Source organism: Rheinheimera sp. WS51 (genome assembly GCF_050936095.1).
Taxonomy (GTDB): domain Bacteria; phylum Pseudomonadota; class Gammaproteobacteria; order Enterobacterales; family Alteromonadaceae; genus Alishewanella.
The window spans coordinates 56,424-76,895 of record NZ_JBOTRC010000011.1; the positions used below are offsets into that span (position 1 = coordinate 56,424).

The 20,472-nt window shown below is 40.0% G+C and carries 14 protein-coding genes; all 14 read left to right on the plus strand.

The features are described 5' to 3' along the window. The 14 genes from ACRCA4_RS12290 (at position 1) to ACRCA4_RS12355 (ending at position 20,405) form a co-directional block, all read left to right on the plus strand. The gene (locus ACRCA4_RS12290) at positions 1–1,614 is read left to right on the plus strand and encodes a dihydrolipoyllysine-residue acetyltransferase (RefSeq protein ID WP_433188980.1); all 1,614 of its coding nucleotides are present in this window, start codon (positions 1–3) and stop codon (positions 1,612–1,614) included. 89 nt (positions 1,615–1,703) lie between these two features. Next, positions 1,704–3,539: a protein kinase domain-containing protein gene (locus tag ACRCA4_RS12295; protein ID WP_433188982.1), complete on the plus strand. Its 1,836-nt coding sequence runs from the start codon at positions 1,704–1,706 to the stop codon at positions 3,537–3,539. Between the two features lie 145 nt (positions 3,540–3,684). Then, entirely contained in the window at positions 3,685–4,158 is a 474-nt protein-coding gene (locus ACRCA4_RS12300) for a GAF domain-containing protein (protein WP_433188985.1), read from the plus strand. Further along, positions 4,155–4,466: a hypothetical protein gene (locus ACRCA4_RS12305; RefSeq protein ID WP_433188988.1), complete on the plus strand. Its 312-nt coding sequence runs from the start codon at positions 4,155–4,157 to the stop codon at positions 4,464–4,466. The genes ACRCA4_RS12300 and ACRCA4_RS12305 overlap by 4 nt, the downstream gene beginning before the upstream one ends. Before the next feature lie 7 nt (positions 4,467–4,473). Then, positions 4,474–5,157, plus strand: a complete 684-nt coding sequence (gene proQ / locus ACRCA4_RS12310; RefSeq protein WP_433188991.1) for an RNA chaperone ProQ — start codon at positions 4,474–4,476, stop codon at positions 5,155–5,157. Between the two features lie 17 nt (positions 5,158–5,174). Beyond that, the gene (prc, locus tag ACRCA4_RS12315) at positions 5,175–7,196 is read left to right on the plus strand and encodes a carboxy terminal-processing peptidase (protein WP_433188994.1); all 2,022 of its coding nucleotides are present in this window, start codon (positions 5,175–5,177) and stop codon (positions 7,194–7,196) included. An 86-nt stretch (positions 7,197–7,282) separates the two neighbouring features. Beyond that, the gene (locus tag ACRCA4_RS12320; protein WP_433188997.1) at positions 7,283–8,698 is read left to right on the plus strand and encodes a sodium-dependent transporter; all 1,416 of its coding nucleotides are present in this window, start codon (positions 7,283–7,285) and stop codon (positions 8,696–8,698) included. After that, on the plus strand, positions 8,698–10,173 hold the full coding sequence (gene nhaC, locus ACRCA4_RS12325; protein ID WP_433189000.1) for a Na+/H+ antiporter NhaC: 1,476 nt from the start codon (positions 8,698–8,700) through the stop codon (positions 10,171–10,173). The genes ACRCA4_RS12320 and nhaC overlap by 1 nt, the downstream gene beginning before the upstream one ends. Before the next feature lie 67 nt (positions 10,174–10,240). After that, positions 10,241–12,826: an aminopeptidase N gene (pepN, locus tag ACRCA4_RS12330; RefSeq protein ID WP_433189003.1), complete on the plus strand. Its 2,586-nt coding sequence runs from the start codon at positions 10,241–10,243 to the stop codon at positions 12,824–12,826. Beyond that, positions 12,826–13,047 (plus strand): DUF2835 family protein, encoded by a 222-nt coding sequence (locus tag ACRCA4_RS12335; RefSeq protein WP_433189006.1) that lies wholly within the window; start codon positions 12,826–12,828, stop codon positions 13,045–13,047. The genes pepN and ACRCA4_RS12335 overlap by 1 nt, the downstream gene beginning before the upstream one ends. A gap of 318 nt (positions 13,048–13,365) precedes the next feature. Beyond that, the gene (locus ACRCA4_RS12340; RefSeq protein ID WP_433189009.1) at positions 13,366–15,582 is read left to right on the plus strand and encodes a DUF1302 domain-containing protein; all 2,217 of its coding nucleotides are present in this window, start codon (positions 13,366–13,368) and stop codon (positions 15,580–15,582) included. 13 nt (positions 15,583–15,595) lie between these two features. Beyond that, positions 15,596–16,960 carry a DUF1329 domain-containing protein gene (locus tag ACRCA4_RS12345; RefSeq protein ID WP_433189012.1) on the plus strand — a complete coding sequence of 455 codons (1,365 nt, stop codon included), beginning with the start codon at positions 15,596–15,598 and terminating at the stop codon, positions 16,958–16,960. A gap of 90 nt (positions 16,961–17,050) precedes the next feature. Continuing rightward, positions 17,051–18,088, plus strand: coding sequence for a WD40/YVTN/BNR-like repeat-containing protein (locus ACRCA4_RS12350; RefSeq protein WP_433189015.1), 1,038 nt, complete (start codon positions 17,051–17,053; stop codon positions 18,086–18,088). A gap of 1 nt (position 18,089) precedes the next feature. Then, the gene (locus ACRCA4_RS12355; RefSeq protein WP_433189018.1) at positions 18,090–20,405 is read left to right on the plus strand and encodes an efflux RND transporter permease subunit; all 2,316 of its coding nucleotides are present in this window, start codon (positions 18,090–18,092) and stop codon (positions 20,403–20,405) included. Positions 20,406–20,472: the final 67 nt, after the last annotated feature.

A 20,472-nucleotide genomic window follows, 5' to 3' on the forward strand; every position in this document is an offset into this window, starting at 1 on the left:
ATGAAAAAAGACTTTATTCTGCCGGATATAGGCGAAGGTATTGTTGAGTGTGAAATTGTTGAATGGTTAGTCGCAGAAGGCGATAGCATTAAAGAAGATCAGCCGGTTTGTGATGTAATGACCGATAAGGCGTTAGTGCAAATTCCAGCCGTTCATGATGGTGTAATTTCAAAGCTTTATTACGCAAAAGGCGAAATTGCTAAGGTCCATGAGCCACTATTTGAAATGGAGCTAGCAGGAAGTTCAGACCAAATGGCAGAGCCAAATCCAGCCGTAGGTGTGGAAAATGGTGCAAGTAATGCCGCAAATACTGCAATGGAAGTGCCAGCCTCTGCACCGGCGAATGCAACACAAAGCAATGCGACTATGCAAAATAGCGAAGACTTTATTTTACCTGATATTGGTGAAGGCATTGTTGAGTGTGAAATTGTTGAGTGGCTTGTTGCTGAAGGTGATGAGATCGTTGAAGACCAGCCTGTTTGTGATGTAATGACAGATAAAGCCCTAGTACAAATTCCAGCAAAATATTCTGGAACAGTTACTAAGCTTTATTACGCAAAAGGTGAAATTGCTAAAGTGCATGCGCCATTATTTGCAATGCAGCACGAAGGTAGCATCCAAGCTGCGCCAGTGAATACCCAGCCTGCGCAAAGGGCAACTGCGACTCAGCCAGCTAGCACTACGACTAACAAGGTTGCTAACACTAGTGCGCCAAGCAATGGTAAGGCCTTAGCTAGCCCAGCGGTTCGTCGCTTAGCCAGAGAGCTTAATGTTGAACTTAGCAAGGTAGCTGGAACGGGTGAAAAAGGCCGAGTGTATAAAGACGACATTCATGCCTTTTTAAAGGCTAATAACAGCCAAGCTAGTGCAACTAAAGACACAGCTCAGCCAACTCAACAGACACAAAGGGCAAACCGCGTAGAGCCTATCAAAGGCATTAAAGCGGTAATGGCGCGGCAAATGACCGATTCAGTTTCAACAATACCGCATTTTACGTATTGTGAAGAAATTGATTTAACTGATCTTATTGCATTGCGTGCTAGTTTAAAAGATCAATATAAGCAGCAAGGCATTAAATTAACAATGATGCCGTTCTTTATTAAGGCGCTTTCATTAGCAATTAAGCAGTTCCCTGTTATGAACAGCCAAGTGAATGCTGATTGCACTGAGTTAACTTATATAGCCCAGCATAATATTGGTATTGCGGTTGACTCTAAAGTTGGCTTATTAGTGCCTAATATTAAAGACTGCCAAGATAAAACAGTAATTGAAATTGCTCAAGACCTAACGAAATTAACTGATTCGGCTCGCGAAGGCCGTGTTAGTCCAGCAGATTTAAAAGGCGGGACTATCAGTATTTCGAATATTGGTGCTTTAGGGGGTACTGTAGCTACGCCAATTATTAATAAACCAGAAGTGGCTATAGTTGCTTTGGGTAAGGTGCAAAGCTTGCCGCGATTTAATGCTAAGGGTGAAGTCGAAGCAAGACAGTTAATGCAAATTAGCTGGTCTGGCGATCACCGTGTTATTGACGGTGGTACTATTGCTCGCTTTACAAACTTATGGAAACAGTATTTAGAGCAGCCAGTCTCTATGTTAGTTGCTTTAAGTTAACACTGTATACTGCAGATAACTTGGCAGCATAGCTGTTATTTGATAAAACCCACTGTATACAGTGGGTTTTTTATTGGAGCAATAAAGTAATGCTAGATAAGTCGCTAGAAAAGGTTCCTTTAAGAAATTTTTATATCTCTGAAGAGCAATCGGTTTACTTACTCAGTTCTAGCGACGCTAAAAAACTTAAAGATTGGGTGTCGTTATGTATAACGCAACTACAAAAGCTGGGCTATCGTCAAATAGAATTAATAGGCAAAGGCGCTTATGGCTTCGCATTTGCTGGTTTAGACGCGAGTGAACAACATTGTGTTTTTAAGTTTTCTCGAGTCAACTTACCGCAACATATTCAAGATAGGCTAGCTGATGAAGCTTATATGCTGTCTCAAGTTAAGCACTCAAATGTACCGGCTTATATTACTTATCAGGTTGTAAAAAAGCAGGGCATTTTAATGATGCAACGGGCCAAAGGGATTGATCTAGAACATTACAGCTTAAAGCATGGCCGGCTTCCCGTTAGAACAATTATTGATATAGCCTGTCAGCTAGCCGACTTATTAAAGATATTACGTCAACATAGCAAAAATGGTATAGAAAGCCCTATAGTCCATGGTGACATTAAACCGTCAAATTTAGTTATTGATGAGCAAACCGGTAAGATCGCGTTAATTGACTGGGGGTCAGCTGTATTTGCTCAATTAGATGCCCAAGGCCGGTATATCTCTAGTAATGTCATGCACTTGATGTCGTCTGACTTACAAACCTCTAATGCCAGAATGGGCGATATCTACTTTATTGGTAAAGAACAACGGCTAGGCGGTTTATCTAGCCCTCGGTTTGATGAGCAAGGCGTTGCGGGTACTTTATATGCGTTAGCCTCTGCCCAATCATGTCGTTTTGGCTATAAAGCCATACCCGCGCGCAGCTTAGGCTTACCGATGGAGTTTGCGACCATGTTAGATAGCATGCTTTCTGACGATAGCTATCTTCAACAACAAGCAGGTGATTACTTTTTACAACATATGCCAAGGTTAAAAAATTTAGTCTTACCTGATCTTAAGCTATTTGACGATAAAGCTTTGTTGCCGGTCTGGGTCAGCCCAAAGCATTATGAATTAGATACTGTAGTTTATTCATCACGAAAATCATTTTTACGCGAAACCAGTGAAGAACAAAGTATTGCCTATGTGGATGACGTACAACTAGAAAAATATTATAAAAATTATCTAGAAGGCATGGGCGAGACAGAAAAAGCCTTTATTGCAGCTGTAGGGCGCTTAGGTCGTTATCCAGTAGTTGGAGGCTTAGTTGTCCACTGGCAGGCTGGCGGTATTTATATAGACTCCAGTTTAAACCTATATGACGCAAGCTTAAGTGATGCGTTTAATATAGCGGTAAATAATGTGGTGATGTTAGCGCAATCTATTACCCGGATAGGAACTTTTAAAGCTTGTTTATTTAATGCTCGTAATACTATCCATTTAAGCAGAGATAACGTGCGCCAGCCATTTATTGCGCCAGATAATGTCAGTATTCCTTATCATATGGCACCGGTATTAAGTGCCGAAGACGCCAGCAAGCAGCACTCTTATTTTGAAGATGGCCGAGATCCAGATGAACAATTAACTTTACCTGATGCCATTATGGATGACATAGCAAGCTTAAACCTTATACGCCATACTGGTTGTATAATTTTTGAAGTGTCTGAATTAAATATGAAGATCCATAGCTACTACCGTTTACTGGATAATGATGCAGCACAAGAGTTTAACAGCCTGCTACAAGGCATTTTGCATAAAGTGTCTTTAATTATCGATCTTGGTGTGGGTGGCTATATGAAACTGCCTTTTAAAGATACGCGACATTTTAAACATATGCCGCAAGAGACGGAGCGATATTATCCTGCAAACCCGCAACAAGGATAATTTTAATTGTACGAATTATCGTCGATTAAGCCTAAAAGCACTGTCAATAACCACCGCAGAGTAAATCTTTGCAGATAAGAGGTTTAAATTTACGGGTAAACCGAGTAATGTAACGGGCTATTAATTTATTAAGAATTCAACATTAATGTCGAGTGATAAAGTTTCTACATATAGCTTGTTAGCACAGCAAGCGAAGGCTTTAATTGAGCACGAGTCAGATCTGATTGCTAATATGGCAAATCTTAGTGCGCTTTTGTTTAATCAGCTAGATAACTTAAATTGGGCTGGTTTTTATATCTTACGCCAAGATGAGCTAGTATTAGGTCCTTTTCAAGGCCAGGTTGCTTGTGTTCGGATCCCTGTAGGTAAGGGCGTTTGCGGCACTGCAGTAGCAACAGGCAAGGTGCAATTGGTTGCTGATGTGCACCAGTTTGCTGGCCATATAGCCTGCGATAGTGCAAGTAATTCTGAAATTGTAATACCCATTCGTCATGCAGATGACGTGATTGCAGTATTAGATATAGATAGTCCATTGTTAAACCGTTTTGATGAAGAAGATCAAGCGGGTCTAGAACAGATTGTTAAAATTTTTGAACAGCACTTGGCAACAACACTATGAAAGATCTCGTTTCTATTCAAGATTTTTTATTCCAAATTTCCGATGTTGGAGACTGGGAAGGCGAAGAAGAACTTGTAGCAGATAAAGTTAATGCAATTTATCATGCTGTTTGGCAGAAGTTACCCGACGACGTGAGCGTCGAAAAAGTCGAACTCTTGTTCCCTAAAATTTGGGATGAACTAAGAGGCGGCACAATTTTACTTGATGTTGACGAACATGAATTAATTGACTGGGCGTTGGCTTATATGCGCCAACAGCTGCAACACGGTATGCTGGCTTTGGATACTACTTATGATGAAGAAGAGTGAAGAGTAAATGACCACCCCAACCGAACCAAAACAAAAGTTAACCACAACCAAAGACGTTATTGCTTATTTGGTAACAGAGTATCCTGCTTGCTTTAGCTTAACAGGCGAAGCCAAACCACTTAAAGTAGGTATTTTTCAAGATTTAGCCCAAAAAATTGAAGCCGATAGCGTGATTAGTAAGACGCAATTGCGCCAAGCATTGCGCGTATATACCTCCAGTTGGCGCTATCTTGCGGCAACAAAAGAAGGCGTGGCGAGAGTTGACTTAGACGGTAATGCCGGTGATGTAATCGACAAACAGCAAGCTGAGCATGCGGCAACTGCATTAAAAGAAAGTAAAGCAAAAGCAGCAGAGAAACGCAAAGCACGTCAAGCATCGCTTAAAACAGATACAGTCGAAGGCGAAAAGCCAGCGGCTAAGGCACGTTTTAAAAAAGCAGTGAACAAATCTGTACCTAGCCACTCTAAACCGGCAGACAAGCCGAAAAAAGAATCTATAAATAAGCCTGCACAAGTTAAGCTTGAGGCGATAGCTGCAGAAGCTGTAACTGTTGGCACTAATGTTTTAGTAAAATTAGGCCAAACCCCTATGTTAGCAACAGTTTTAGAAGTTAATAAAGGCGATGTGACAGTACAATTAGGTTCTGGTATGGTAATTAAAACCCGTCAGGACAGTTTGTATTTAGCCTGACTTTAATAGAGTAGCTTATGAATAAACTATCAGTATTGGCAGCAGCCTTATTATGTGTTGTTAGTGTTAGCAATGTAGCAAGTGAGAGTAGTGCGACCTTTAGCTTACCTGTGGTTTCTCAGGATTCCCAACACGCCACAGCTAGTAAGCGTATTATGGCATTATTCACTCGTGGTCATTATAAGTCTGTGCAGTTTGACGATGAATTATCGTCACAAATGTTTGATACTTATCTTAAAAACTTAGATTTTTATCGAAATGTTTTAACCCAAGCTGAAGTTAACAGTTTTGAGCAGTATCGCGATCAGTTTGATGATGGTATTAATAAAGGTAATTTAAACTTTGCCTTTGAAATGTTTAATATCACTTTAGCAAAGCGAGCTGAACGTTATGACTATGCTTTATCACTCTTAAAGCAAAAGTTCGACTTTAGTGCCGACGAGTTTTATCTTTACGACAGAAAAGACGCGCAATGGCCAAAAGATGTTGCTGAGTTGAATGAGATCTGGGCTCAAAGAGTAAAGTTTGATGCCCTTAACTTAAAACTAGCGGGTAAGTCTGATGAAGAACTTAGCACAGTTCTAACCAAGCGCTATACCAACGCTAAAAAACGTTTAGCTCAAACAGAAAGCGAAGATGTATTTCAACTGATTATGAACTCATTTGCTCGCAGCATAGAAGCGCATACCTCATATTTATCTCCTCGCAATGCCGAGCGCTTTCAGCAAGAAATGAACTTGTCGTTAGAAGGTATAGGTGCCGTTTTACGTGCAGATGAAGATTACACTGTTATTCAAAGTTTAGTCCCAGGTGGTCCAGCAGATTTATCGGCAAAGTTAAAACCAAAAGATAAAATTATCGGTGTTGCTCAAGATAAACAAGACTTTGTTGATATTATTGGTTGGCGCTTAGATGATGTTGTTGACTTAATCAAAGGCCCTAAAGGCAGTACCGTAAGGTTGCAAGTCGTTAACGCAAACGATATCGGCACCAGTAAAGCGCAAGTCGTTACTATTGTTAGAGATAAAATTCGGCTTGAAGATCGTGCAGCTAAAGCAGAAATTTTTAGCCCTCAACTATCTAATCTTAAACAAAAAATCGGCGTTATTAGCATTCCTAGCTTTTATAATAATTTAGCTGAAGATGTTAAAGCGTTATTAGCAGATTTAAAGCAGAAAAATGTTGATGGTATTGTTGTTGATTTACGCGGCAATGGCGGTGGCTCTTTACAAGAGGCAACTTTGTTAACAGGGTTATTTATTACTAAAGGCCCCGTTGTTCAAATACGCGAAGGTAGCGGTAAAGTTACTGAAACCCGCGATAACGACGACATTATTTTTTATGACGGACAGTTAACCGTGTTAGTTGATCGCTATAGCGCATCAGCGTCAGAAATTTTTGCTGCCGCCATGCAAGACTATGGCAGAGCCGTAGTTATTGGTGAGCAAACCTTTGGTAAAGGAACGGTTCAGCAACATCGTGGCTTAGGGCGTATCTATGATATGTTTACAAATCCACTTGGCAGCGTGCAATATACTATTGCTAAATTTTACCGTATTAACGGTGGCAGCACCCAGCATAAAGGCGTGATCCCAGATATTTTATTACCAAGTCCAATTGAACCGGCTGAGTGGGGGGAAAGTACTGAGGAGTATGCTTTGCCTTGGGATTCAATAAGTGCAGCTGCTTTTAACCAAGTTAATGATTTAACCCCTGTTTTGCCACAATTGTTAGCCAAACATAAATCAAGAGTTGCTAACGAGCCTGAATTTCAATATTTATTAGAAGATATTGCTGAGTATAAACAAGATAAAGACGATAAGCGTATCTCATTAAATGAAAAGGTTCGTATTGCTGAGCGTGACAAAAATAAAGCAAAGCAGCTTGAGCGTGCTAATTTAAGGTTAAAACGATTTGAACTTCCGGCTATAACGTCTTTAGATGATATCCCAGAGAAGATTGAAAAATTAGATCCATTCCTTGAAGAAGCCGCTAATATAACGGCAGATTTGACGCAAATTACCCAATTAGCGCAATAATAAACGACGAATATAGTTAGCAAAAGGCGGTATTTTTACCGCTTTTTGTTGATGGGTATAAATATAATAATTATAAAGGTTATGTTATGTCATCACGACAGTCTATGCACGGGCTCTGGTCTAGCCGTTTAGCATTTATTCTAGCCGCCACGGGTGCTGCAGTAGGTTTAGGTAACATTTGGAAATTCCCTTATATTATGGGCCAAAATGGGGGGGGGGCTTTTGTTCTAGTTTATCTGCTTTGCATCTTACTCATTGGTATTCCAGTCATGATGTCTGAAGTAATGATTGGACGACGTGGAAGACAAAGTCCAGGCTTATCGGTGAAAACCTTAGCTATCGAGGCTGGCGCGAGTACTCGCTGGCAAATCGCGGGTTGGAGTGGTTTAGTAGCCAGTTACTTTATCTTATCTTTTTATGCTGTTATTGCCGGTTGGGCATTATCTTATACCTTTAAAACAGCCAAGGGTATGTTCACAGGCGCAACTGCTGCCCAAACCGGTAGCGCTTTTAGTCAGTTTACCGCCGATCCCATAGGGTTAATGACGTGGTCAGCCGTTGTCTTGGCTGTAACGGTTTTTGTTGTTGGCAAGGGCGTGCATCGTGGCTTAGAGAAAGCAGTTAATTATTTAATGCCCACGTTATTTGTTCTATTAATTGTTATGGCTATTTATGCCGGTGTTAATGGCGCATTTTACCAGGCGCTAGATTTTATATTTACCCCTGATTTTTCAAAGCTATCGGTCAATGGCATTTTACTGGCCTTAGGTCATGCATTTTTCAGTCTAAGTTTAGCATCTGGCGCTATGATGATTTATGGTGCATATTTACCTGATAATATTTCTATTGGTAAAACAACACTATGGATTGCTTTAGCTGATACCTCTGTTGCGCTATTAGCGGGTATGGCAATTTATCCATTAGTATTTGAGTATGGCTTGCAGCCAACTGAAGGGCCAGGTTTAATTTTTGTTACTTTACCTATTGCTTTTGGTGGTATGCCATTTGGTGCTTTCTTTGGCACCGTGTTTTTTATTATGTTAGTTTTTGCAGCCTTTACGTCAACTATTGCAATGATTGAGTCTACCGTCGCTTGGTTGGTTGAGTCTAAAGGTTTTAGCCGCTGGCAAGCGGCTATTGGCAGTGGTCTTTCTTTATGGTTATTAGGTCTATTAACCGTATTTTCGTTCTCAAAAGCGCCTTGGGCTAGCTTTAGCCTAGATATTATGGGCAAAAAAATAACTAACTATTTTGAAGCTGTCGACTATTTAACCTCCGCTATTATGCTGCCTCTAGGCGGTTTGGTTATTGCCTTATTTGCCGGCTGGGTGGTTAAGAAGCAAATTTCTAAACAAGAGTTACAAACGCCAGCATTAAGTTATGCTTTGTGGCGTTTTTCAATCCGCTGGTTTACACCTGTAGCCATTGTAATTGTATTTTTTAATTTAATTGGCCTGCTAGATCCCGTGCTGGCATTTTTTGGATTTAGTGGGGCTAAATAATGACAACAGCAACATATAAAGAAGCCAGTTTTCTTGATGCTTCATTACCGTTAATTGTATTAATTATTCTGTTATCACTGTCGGTTTATTTATTTGGTGATAGCTCGTCAAGTGGACCAAATCAAATGGCGTTATTTGTCGCTACCGCGGCAGCTGTGTTGGTTGGTTTAAAAAATGGCTACCATTGGTCAGTCATCGAAAAGGCAATGGTTAAAGGTATTTCTTTATCCTTAGGGGCGGTATTAATTCTACTATCAGTTGGCGCCTTAATCGGCACTTGGATGCTATCAGGTACAGTGCCAACTCTAATTTACTATGGCTTACAAATTATAAGCCCTAGCTGGTTCTACGCTGCAAGCTGCTTGTTATGTGGCATTGTTGCTATGAGTATTGGTAGTTCTTGGACAACAGCGGCCACTATTGGTGTTGCTTTAATTGGGGTTGCTAATGGTCTAGGTTTATCGCCGGCAATTACTGCCGGTGCTATTGTCTCGGGTGCCTATTTTGGCGATAAAATTTCGCCATTAAGTGAAACAACCAATTTAGCACCTGCAGTGGCAGGCGCTGATTTATTTGATCATATTCGCCATATGTTGTGGACCACCGTTCCTAGTATGATAATGGTATTGATCTTATTTACCATTATTGGTTTTAATGCTGATGCTGAATCTAATATTGGTCGTATAGATGAAATTCGCACGGCATTAGATGCCAATTTTCAGATTGGTATAATTCAACTTGTTCCTTTGTTTATCTTGCTTGCGATGGCAATCAAAAAAGTGCCTGCATTTCCCACTGTTTTTATAGGTGCTATTTTAGGGGCTATATGGGCTTTGTTATTCCAACAGCAATTATTAGCAACTATGATCGACAGCAGTATGCCGGTGGTTTTAGCGACGATTAAGTTTGTTTGGTATACCTTTTTTGCGGGCTTTAGCATTGATACAGGTAATGAAAACTTAAATAGCTTACTCAGTGGTGGCGGCATGGCCGGCATGCTAAATACCGTTTGGTTAGTTTTTAGTGCCATGATGTTTGGTGCGACCATCGAAAAAATTGGCTTATTACGTAAATTTGTATCGGCTATTTTATATTTTGCCAAAAGCACTGGCTCGTTAATTACTAGTACTATCGCGACTTGTTTTGTTACTAACGTGCTAACTGCCGATCAATATATGTCTATTGTTATGCCGGGGCGTATGTTTAAAGAAGAGTATGAACGACGTAATTTAGCGCCAGTTAACTTATCTCGCACCCTTGAGGATGGAGGGACTATCACTAGTCCGTTAATCCCTTGGAATACTTGTGGAGCCTATATGCATAGTGTGTTGCAAGTTAGCCCATTAGACTATGTGTTTTATGCCTTTTTCAACTTAATTAATCCAGTATTAGCCATAATTTATGCCTATTTAGGTATTAAAATATTACGCTTAACCCCACCCGAAAGTGTGCAAAATACTGTAATCGCTAAATAATATTTTAAAGCCTGATTTTTCAGGCTTTTTTAGCTTTATTCTCCGACAAACCAGTTAGGAATTAATAATGACCTCTGCTACTGATACACGCTTAGTTAAATATCGTACTGACTATAAGTCACCTGATTATACTATTAGTCATGTTGATTTACGTTTTGTACTTAACCCAACAGCAACACAGGTAACTAGTGTGATGAAGGTCGCTAAGCTTCGCCCAGGTCAACCTTTAATTTTAGATGGTCTGAAACTTGAGTTAGTGTCGGTGGCAGTAGATGATCGCGAATTAATCGCTAGCGATTATCAGCAAACTGAAACCAGTTTAATTTTGCCAGAGCTTGCTGATCATGCGCAGTTGACTATTGTTACTGAAATTTCTCCGCAAGATAACACAGCATTAGAAGGCTTATACTTAGCCGATAACACTTTTTGTACTCAGTGCGAAGCTGAAGGCTTTAGACGGATCACCTACTTTTTAGACCGGCCTGATGTTCTCGCTATTTATACAACAACTATTGTTGCAGATAGCGCTGCTTACCCTTATTTATTGTCTAACGGTAATAAAGTGGCAGATGCAACGGATAACAAAGGTTTACGCACGGTAACTTGGCAAGATCCTTTCCCTAAGCCTAGCTATTTATTTGCCTTAGTCGCCGGTGACTTTGATTTACTACAAGATGAATTTATCACTCAGTCTGGTCGCAAGGTAGACTTAGAACTCTATGTTGATAAAGGCGCAGCAGAGCGGGGGCAGTTTGCCTTACAAGCCCTTAAACGTGCTATGCGCTGGGATGAGCAGCGCTTTAACTTAGAGTATGATCTCGACGTTTATATGGTCGTTGCTGTCGACTTCTTTAATATGGGTGCTATGGAAAACAAAGGCTTAAATGTATTCAACAGTAAATTTGTTCTAGCCGATGCCAAAACCGCTACCGATAAAGATTTTTTTAATATTGAATCTATTATTGGTCATGAATATTTTCATAACTGGACCGGAAACCGAGTGACTTGTCGTGATTGGTTTCAGCTAAGTTTAAAAGAAGGCTTAACCGTTTTTCGTGATCAAGAATTTAGTGCGGATATGTCGTCTGATACATTAACTCGTATTGACGCCATTAAAGTGATGCGTACAGCACAATTTGCTGAAGATGCCAGCCCTATGGCGCACCCTATAAGACCTGATCAGGTTGTAGAAATGAATAATTTTTATACTGTTACCGTTTATGATAAAGGTGCAGAGGTTATTCGTATGCTACAAACTATTTTAGGCAAAGACGCCTTTGCTTCAGGTATAGCTTTGTATTTACAGCGCCACGATGGCCAAGCTGTTACTTGTGACGACTTTATTCAAGCCATGCAAGATGCTACAGAGGTAGATTTAAGCCAATTCCGCTTGTGGTATAGCCAATCGGGTACGCCTGAGGTAACCGCCAGTTATCAGTATGATGCTGCTAGTAAAAAACTAACACTGTCTTTAACACAGCATACAGCGGCAACAGCAGATCAAGCTGAAAAAAAAGCCTTGCAAATTCCTGTAGCGATAGAGCTAATTTTCTCTGAGCAGCAATCAGAGCAACACTTGTTAATGTTAACTGAAGAGCAACAGCAATTTGTTTTTAAACAAGCTCAAGCACCAGAAGCGGTAGTCTGGCTAGCGCATTTTTCTGCGCCAGTTAAATTAAAAACCAATTATTCCGAACCAGAATTACTGGCCATCGTAGAGAATGCAACTGACGGCGTAGCAAGATGGGATGCGATGCAGCAGTACTGGGCAAAATTAGTTGCTGATAGTGTAGATAGGAAAATCACTGCTCCTAAGATCCCGCAGTCGGTAATTAGCGTACTAACAAGCTTACTTACTCAGCCACAAGCAGATGCAGCCTTAACTGCAGAGTTATTGGCTTTACCTGACTTTGATACCTTAGCAGAGCAGTATCAGGATATTCCGGTAACGCAAATTCTGACTATTTTACGTCAATTAAAACAAAGCTTAGCCCAAGAATTAGCAGCGCCTTTGTTACAGTGTTATAACGCTATTGAGCAAAATGCATACCACTATAGCCCTGAAGATGTTGCAAAGCGTAGCTTGCGCAATCGTTGCTTATTCTATCTTGCCCAGCTTGAAAACACGCAGCAGCTAATAACTAAACAGTTAAGCTTAGCGGATAATATGACTGACAGCCTTGCGGCTTTAACGGCTTGTCAGCAAGCAGAACATAAAGATTTTACTCAACGAGTTTCTGAATTTGCCTCATATTGGCAAAAAAATGCCCATGCTATGGATAAATGCTTCTCACTCGTAGCGACAGATCCTACCGACAATGTTTTTCAGCATATTGCAGACATGGTTAAACACCCGTTATTTAGTTGGAAAAATCCAAACCGAGTACGGGCACTATTTTCTGCATTTAGTATGCGAAATCCAGAGCAGTTCCATCGTGAAGACGGTAAAGGGTATCAATTACTCACAGAAGTTGTACAAAGATTAGATCCTATCAATCCACAGATATCAGCACGCTTAGTTACGCCATTACTTAGTTGGCGCCGTTTTGATGCTACACGGCAAGAGAAAATGCATGCATGCTTAAAACAGCTACTTTCAATAACTGCTTTAAGTAATGATTTGTATGAAAAAGTAACTAAAAGCCTGAGCTGATGCAGCAATATTATTTCAATATGTCAGTATCATATGAGGAATGCCAGCGTTTTTATCGCGGCCAGACTAAGTTTGTTTTAGTAACAGATGATAATGGTAAAAAAATTCAACTGCTATTTAGCCATTTTAGGCCTTATATTGATAGCCTAGGTATTAGAGGGCGCTTTAGATTAACGCTGACAAAACAGGCAACTTTTGTTCAATTAGAAAAAATTAATTAGAGCTTATACTTTAAACGACTAGAGCAAACTAATACTTGCAGTTTTACTGTGTATGGCCTTTAATTTCATTAGCTTAGGTTTAACTGTAAGCGTTTTTTTCTACTTGATTAAACTAAAGTGAGAACAATAAAGGTATTTTTAGTAGCGATAAGTATAAAAAATGACTATAAATCAATAGATTTAGCTACTAGCAAGCCTTGCCTGATAGCGAAAATGATGTAATGATTTTAGTTAGCAGGACTGAGATCCGATCAGTTATTAGAAAAATAGAATAATTAGACTATAAATAACCTGCAGGGACAGGGGGGAGATAACAACATGAATATAAGGCCCAAAACCTTTGCTAAGAAGCCCTTAGTGCTAGGTGTTGCTTCAGCGCTGTTAGCCTTGTCGTTGGCACCAGCACAAGCAGCAAGTTGGAATTTCGGTGACGTTAATGTAACGTTTGATTCAACATTCTCTTATGGTGGTAGTTGGCGCACAGAAGATCGTGATTTAAATACGGTTAGTAAAGTAAATCACCCAGCTAATAACTTTAACTGGTCAGATTACGGTTATTATATTGATGGCAATGGTAAACCTAATTTTAACTCTGTTTATGCTAGCTCTCAGTTATGGTCTAAACCTGGTAGCTACTCAAGTAATGGTGATGCTGGTAATTTAAATTATGACCGCGGTGATATGTTCAGCAGTTTACTCAAAGGCTCTCATGATTTATCCATCACTGCAGGTAACTTAGGCTTCTTTAGCCGCTTTATGTACTTTTATGACTTTGCAACTAACGATCAAGAAGGGGCATATACTAATCCTTTAACTGGCAATAGTGTTGACCCTTGTGCTGATAAAGAATCAAGAGAGTTAGCTTGTCGTGATTTACGCTTACTTGATGCTTATGTTTATGGCAACTTTAGCTTTAACGAAGGCAGAAACCCAGTTACGGTAAAAGTAGGTCAGCAAGTACTAAGCTGGGGCGAAAGTACCTTAATACAACATGGTATTAATATTACCCCTATTGATGTTGGGGTTGCTCGTGCGCCTGGTGCAGAATTAAAAGAAGCCTATATCCCTGTTGGTATGGCAACGATTAATATTGGTTTAACCGATAATTTATCGACTGAAATTTTTTATCAGTACGAGTGGGAGAACAGCTATTTACCGGTACCTGGTAGTTACTTTTCAACTAACGACTTTGCAGGTAAAGGCGGTTATAACCAAAACGTACAGTTAGGTTTTGCTAGTAACCCAGATATTGACTTACCTTTCCTTGTTAGCGAAATGAATATGTTATCGCTAATGGCGCCAGATTTATTAAATATATTAACGAGTGACACTGCTTCGGCTTCAGATAAAGCCAATGCCATGAGTCTAGCCATCGCTTATCCAACCAAAGTTACATTAAGACCTAAAGGCGCTGATGGTGAAATTAAGCCAAAAAATGGTGGTCAGTACGGTATTAAATTTGAATATTTCTCGCCAGATTTAAATGATACAGAATTTGCCTTTTACTATATGAACTACCATAGCCGAGTACCGGTAATCTCAGGTATTGCAGCTGATTTTGATCTCTATAAACGAGATGCTGATGGTAATCTGCTGCTTGATGATAAGTTGGGCAAACCTATTGAAGGTGGCTTACTCAAATCTTTAACGTATTTAAAGGATCATCAAGGCCAAATTAACAGTGATAATATTGATGATTTAGCTATGTTCTCTAAAGCTAAAATTGAATATTCTGAAGATATCAAACTTTATGGCGTGAGCTTCAATACAGCTATAGGTGAAACGTCTGTAGCGGGTGAGTTTGCCTACCGTCAAGACGAACCGTTACAAATTGATGATGTAGAAATACTCTATGCAGGTATGCCAGAGCAGCTGGCAAATGCTGGCATTCGTCCTGATTTTGATGGCATTTCTCAAATTGGCCGCTCAGATTATAGCCCAAATAAAGTATTACCTGGAAAAGACGCAAAAGGCTATATTCTAGCCGATACCATGCAAGCTCAAATGACTTTTACCCACTTATTTGGCCCTGCATTAGGCGCTGATAATATGGTAATGCTTGCTGAAATTGGTGGTATTCGTATTCAAGATATGCCTTCTTATGACGAGTTACGTTTAAATGGTCCTGGTACTGACCGCAGTGGTGGTCCATTATTAGGATTAGATGGTCAAGGTAACTTAATTAACAAAGATGGTTTGCATACAGGCTTATCAAATGGCGCTGAAACAAACCCATTCCCAACAGCTTCAGCTTGGGGCTATCGTGTTTTAGCTAAGATGGATTACAACAATGTGTTTTCTGGTGTTAACTTATCTCAGCGCATGGTGTTTTCACATGACGTAAATGGAACTACGCCAGATCCACTATTTATGTTTGTTGAAGATCGTAAATCTTTAGCTTACGCCGTAAGTTTTGATTACTTAAGTAAATGGTCAGGTGAGTTATCTTATAACTTATTTTGGGGCGGTAAAGGCACAACTAATAACGTAGCCGACCGCGACTTTATCTCTTTTAACATTAAATACTCTATTTAAGGGACGAGCAGACATGATTAAAAAACTCACCCTATTATCTTCTGCGATAGCACTGGTAATAAGTTGTAGCGCTGGAGCTAAGATTAGCCCAGAGCAAGTTGCCAAACTTGGTAAAGATTTAACCCCGCTAGGGGCAGAGAAAGCTGCAAATGCTGATGGCTCGATTCCAGCTTGGACAGGTGGCATACTAAAAGCACCAGAAGGCTATACTGTAGGCGATCATCATCCAGATCCATTTGCAGATGATAAAGTATTGTTTACCATAGATAGCTCAAATCTTGCTGATTACCGCGACTTATTAAGCCCAGGCCAAATAAAGTTATTTGAAATTTATCCTGAGACATACAAAATGCATGTCTACCCAACGCGCCGATCTGCGTCTTTCCCACAATACGTTTATGATGCGACAAAAAAGATTGCTACCGAAGCTGAGCTAGTCGAAGGTGGTAACGGTATTATAAATGCAGCGATTGGTATTCCTTTTCCTATTCCTGAAAATGGTTTAGAGGTTATTTGGAATCATTTATTACGTTTTCGTGGCGTAGCTGCATCGCGTAATGGCGGCCAAGCTGCACCTACTGCTTCAGGCGCTTATACTATTATTGGTTTTGATGAACAGATCATGTTTAAGTACTCTGATCCAAATGCAACCGCTGAAGCGTTAACAGCCGAGAACATTTTATTTCGCTTTAAGCAAAGTGTTACCTCTCCAGCGCGTTTAGCGGGGACAGCGCTATTAGTGCATGAGACGATGGATCAAGTTAAAACGCCGCGTCAAGCTTGGACCTATAACACCGGTCAACGTCGAGTGCGACGCGCGCCAAATGTGGCTTATGATGCACCAGGTACAGCATCTGATGGCTTAAGAACAACAGATGATTTTGATATGTTTAACGGCTCTCCAGATCGTTATGAATGGAAACTAGTTGGTAAGCAGGAATTACTTATTCCTTATAACAGTTATAAGTTACATAGTAGTGATCTAAAGTATGCGGACATTTTGATGCCTGGTCATATTAATCCAGAGCCAGTGCGTTGGGAAAAGCACCGTGTTTGGGTTGTAGAGGCATTATTAAAAGATAACATGCGCCATGTTTATGGCAAGCGGGTATTTTATATCGATGAAGACAGCTGGCAGATCCATGTAGCAGACTTGTATGATAACCGTGCAGAATTGTATCGAGTCGCTTTTGCTCATGGTCTTAACTATTATGAAGTGCCAACTCAATGGAGTACATTAGAAGTGTATCATGATCTTAACTCTCGCCGTTATATTGCGATTGGTTTAGATAATGAAGACCGTATGTATAACTTCTCTGAATCGTTAAGCGATGCTGACTTTACGCCTGCTGCTTTACGTCGTGCAGGTACTCGTTAGCAGTTAAATTGTTTAATGACGGTTGGCTTTATGCCAACCGTTTTTTTATTAAACAGTTTTTATTAAACAATATGAGTAATAACTAAAGATATGTTGAATAAATACATCTGGTTAACTGCAGTTAGTGCGCTACTTCTTTCTGTGTGTAACCCAAGCTTAGCGACCGAATCCGTTAAACCTATTGCAGCTTTTAAGGCCCCTTTGGCAAGTGAAAGCCTGTTAACCGATTTAACGAGTGTTAACAATGAGTTTTTAATCGCTGTCGGCGAACGTGGCCATATTTTGCGCAGTATTGATGGTATAAATTGGCAGCAGGCTGAAGTGCCAGTGCAAGCGAATTTAAATGCAGTAAGCTTTGTTGATAATCAACATGGTTGGGTGGTAGGCCACGATGCAACAATTTTGAGTACGGTTGATGCTGGCGTTAACTGGCAAATTCAACAATTTTTACCTGAGTTAGATAAGCCATTATTTGATGTGTATTTTCGTAATCAAAACCAAGGCATCGCTGTTGGTGCTTATGGTATGTTTTATCGCACTAATAATGGTGGTGAAACTTGGCAAGCTGAATTTCATGCCGAATTACTCTCTGAAGATGACCAAGATTATTTGCTCGAATTAAAAGAAATCGATCCAGCTGCATATGCAATTGAACAAGGTGTTATTTTACCTCATTTTAATCGTATCCATGCAGTTGGTGATTTTCTTTATATGGTAGGCGAGGCTGGTTTTGCCGCTATAAGTTCTGACTTTGGCCAGAGTTGGCAACGTATAGAAGCGTTTTATAATGGATCTATGTTTGATATTGCAAGCACTTCGCAGCATAGCTTGTTAGCGGTAGGTTTACGGGGGCATGCATTTCGTAGTACCGACAGCGGGGAAAGCTGGCAAGAAACTGAATTACCTAATCAAGCAACCATCAATAGCATAGTGCTTGATAGCGCCGAGAATATTTATTTGCTTGGTAATGCAGGTAGCTTGTTAATAAGCCAAGATGATGGCGAGACATTTGCTAACCATAGCCAAGACGATGGCAAGGCGATTGTTAACGGTTTAATATGGCAAGATAAACTAATCCTAGTGACTGAGATTGGTATAAAAACGATAAATTTAAGTGAAATGAATTAATATGACTGCAAATTGGATTGTGAATAAATTTGAGTATGCACTATTTCGCCACCGGTTGTTGGTTATTTTAGCGTTTGTTGCAGCTACGTTATTTTTAATATTTAAAGCCGCTTCTATAAAGTTAGATGCTGAATTTACTAAAAATATTCCCTTAAAGCATGAATATATGCAAACCTATCTAGAGCATGCGGAAGACTTTGGTGGCGCCAATAATATCTTAGTCGCCTTATGCGATAGCCGAGGCGATATTTTTAATCCCGAATTTTTTGATACCTTGCGGCAAACTCATGATGAGTTATTGTACACATCTGGCATTAATAGAGTTCAAGTTAAGTCTTTATTTAGTCCAAGTACACGTTTTGTTGAAGTTGTCGAAGATGGCTTTGCAGGTGGCCCTGTTATTCCTGCTGATTTTCAAGCTAATGAAAAAGGCTTAGCGAAAGTAAAACAAAATGTAGAGAAAGCAGGCATTGTCGGCCGTATGGTGGCCGATGATTACAGCTGCGCAATGATATCGGCTCAACTGCTTGATATTGACCCTGAAACTAATGAGAAAGTTGATACAATTAATTTTGCCCAGACCTTAGAGCAGAACATCCGTAATAAATTTGCCAATGAAACTATTAGTGTTCATATCATAGGCTTTGCGAAAATGGTAGGCGATGTTGCAGAAGGGGCTAAAGGCGTTTTATTATTTTTTGCTATAGCGATAATCGTTACAGCTATCATGGTTTATTTCTTCTGCCGCTCATTGATGCTGACTTTGTTGCCTATTGGCTGTTCGTTAATCGCGGTCGTTTGGCAAATGGGCCTGCTATCAGTTCTGGGTTTTGGTATAGACCCTATGTCTATTTTAGTGCCGTTCTTAGTTTTTGCTATTGGCGTTAGTCATGGCGTACAAATGATTAACTCTACCGGTAAACGGGTGGCATCGGGAATGAATGCCAAAACTGCGGCTCAAGCAAGTTTTCGTAAATTGTTAGTACCAGGCGGTGTAGCGCTTCTTTCTGATACCGTCGGCTTTTTAACCTTATTAATTATTGAAATTGGCGTAATACGGGAGTTAGCTATAACAGCAAGCTTAGGGGTTGCGGTTATTATTTTAACGAACTTAATTTTATTGCCGGTGTTAATGTCTTTTGTTCGCTTTAGTGAAAAATATCAGCAACGTGCAGCTTCAGGCTCACCGGTTATGGATAAGGTGTGGTACAAGCTATCGGCTTTCGCTACCCGTAAATATGCTATTGTTATTTTAGTAACAACAGCCATCTTATTTACTCTTGGTTATATGCAAAGCCAGCAGTTAAAAATTGGCGACTTACATGCAGGTGCACCTGCACTACATGAAGATTCTACCTATAACCAAGATACCTTTTTAATCACTGATCGTTTTGCCATCTCAGTTGATTATTTAAATGTGATGGTTGAATCAATTCCTAGTGCCTGTACTGAACATAGCATAATGAAAAAGGTTGATGATTTTCAATGGTTAATGTCTAACGTTCCAGGCGTACAGTCTACGGTTTCATTAGCTTCTGTTTCTAAAACAATTAATGCCGCCTTTAATGAAGGTAATGTTAAGTGGCGAGTATTACCACGTAATACGCAAAGTTTAGTGCAAGCTTCCTCGCGCGTTGAAACTAGTACTGGGCTGCTTAATGCTGACTGCTCAGTGATGCCGGTTATGCTGTTCTTAGAAGATCATAAAGCCGAAACTCTAGAGCGTGTTGTCCAAGCGGCTAAAGAGTATTCAATACAGTTTAATGATGACAAAACACAATTTAAACTAGCTTCTGGCCCTGCCGGGGTAATGGCGGCAACAAACGAAGCGGTAGCAGAAGCACAACAGCCAATGATGTGGTACGTTTATGGGGCTGTTACTTTATTGTGTTTAATCAGCTTCAGATCAATACGTGCTACGGTTTCTGTAATCGTGCCCCTTTACGTTGTTTCTGTGCTAGCAACCGCATTGATGACAAAGTTACAAATTGGTCTTACCGTGTCTACCCTACCGGTTATCGCACTTGGCGTGGGTATAGGTGTAGATTATGGTATCTATATCCTTTCAAATATGATCCAAAGTTTACGTGAAGGTGCTCCATTGCGAGAAGCCTATTACCAAGCACTTAAAGAGCGGGGCAGTGCAGTGTTATTTACTGCGGTGACTTTAGCTATAGGTGTTAGTACTTGGGTATTCTCTGCCTTAAAATTCCAGGTAGATATGGGAATTTTGTTAACCTTTATGTTTGTGGTTAACATGCTTGGCGCTATTGTAGTGCTACCTGCTATTGCTGCATTTTTATGGCGTAAAAAATAATATTTAAATCTTTTGCTATTATTAAATAAATTATGAATAAGAAATGGCCTAAAAATCATTTCTTATT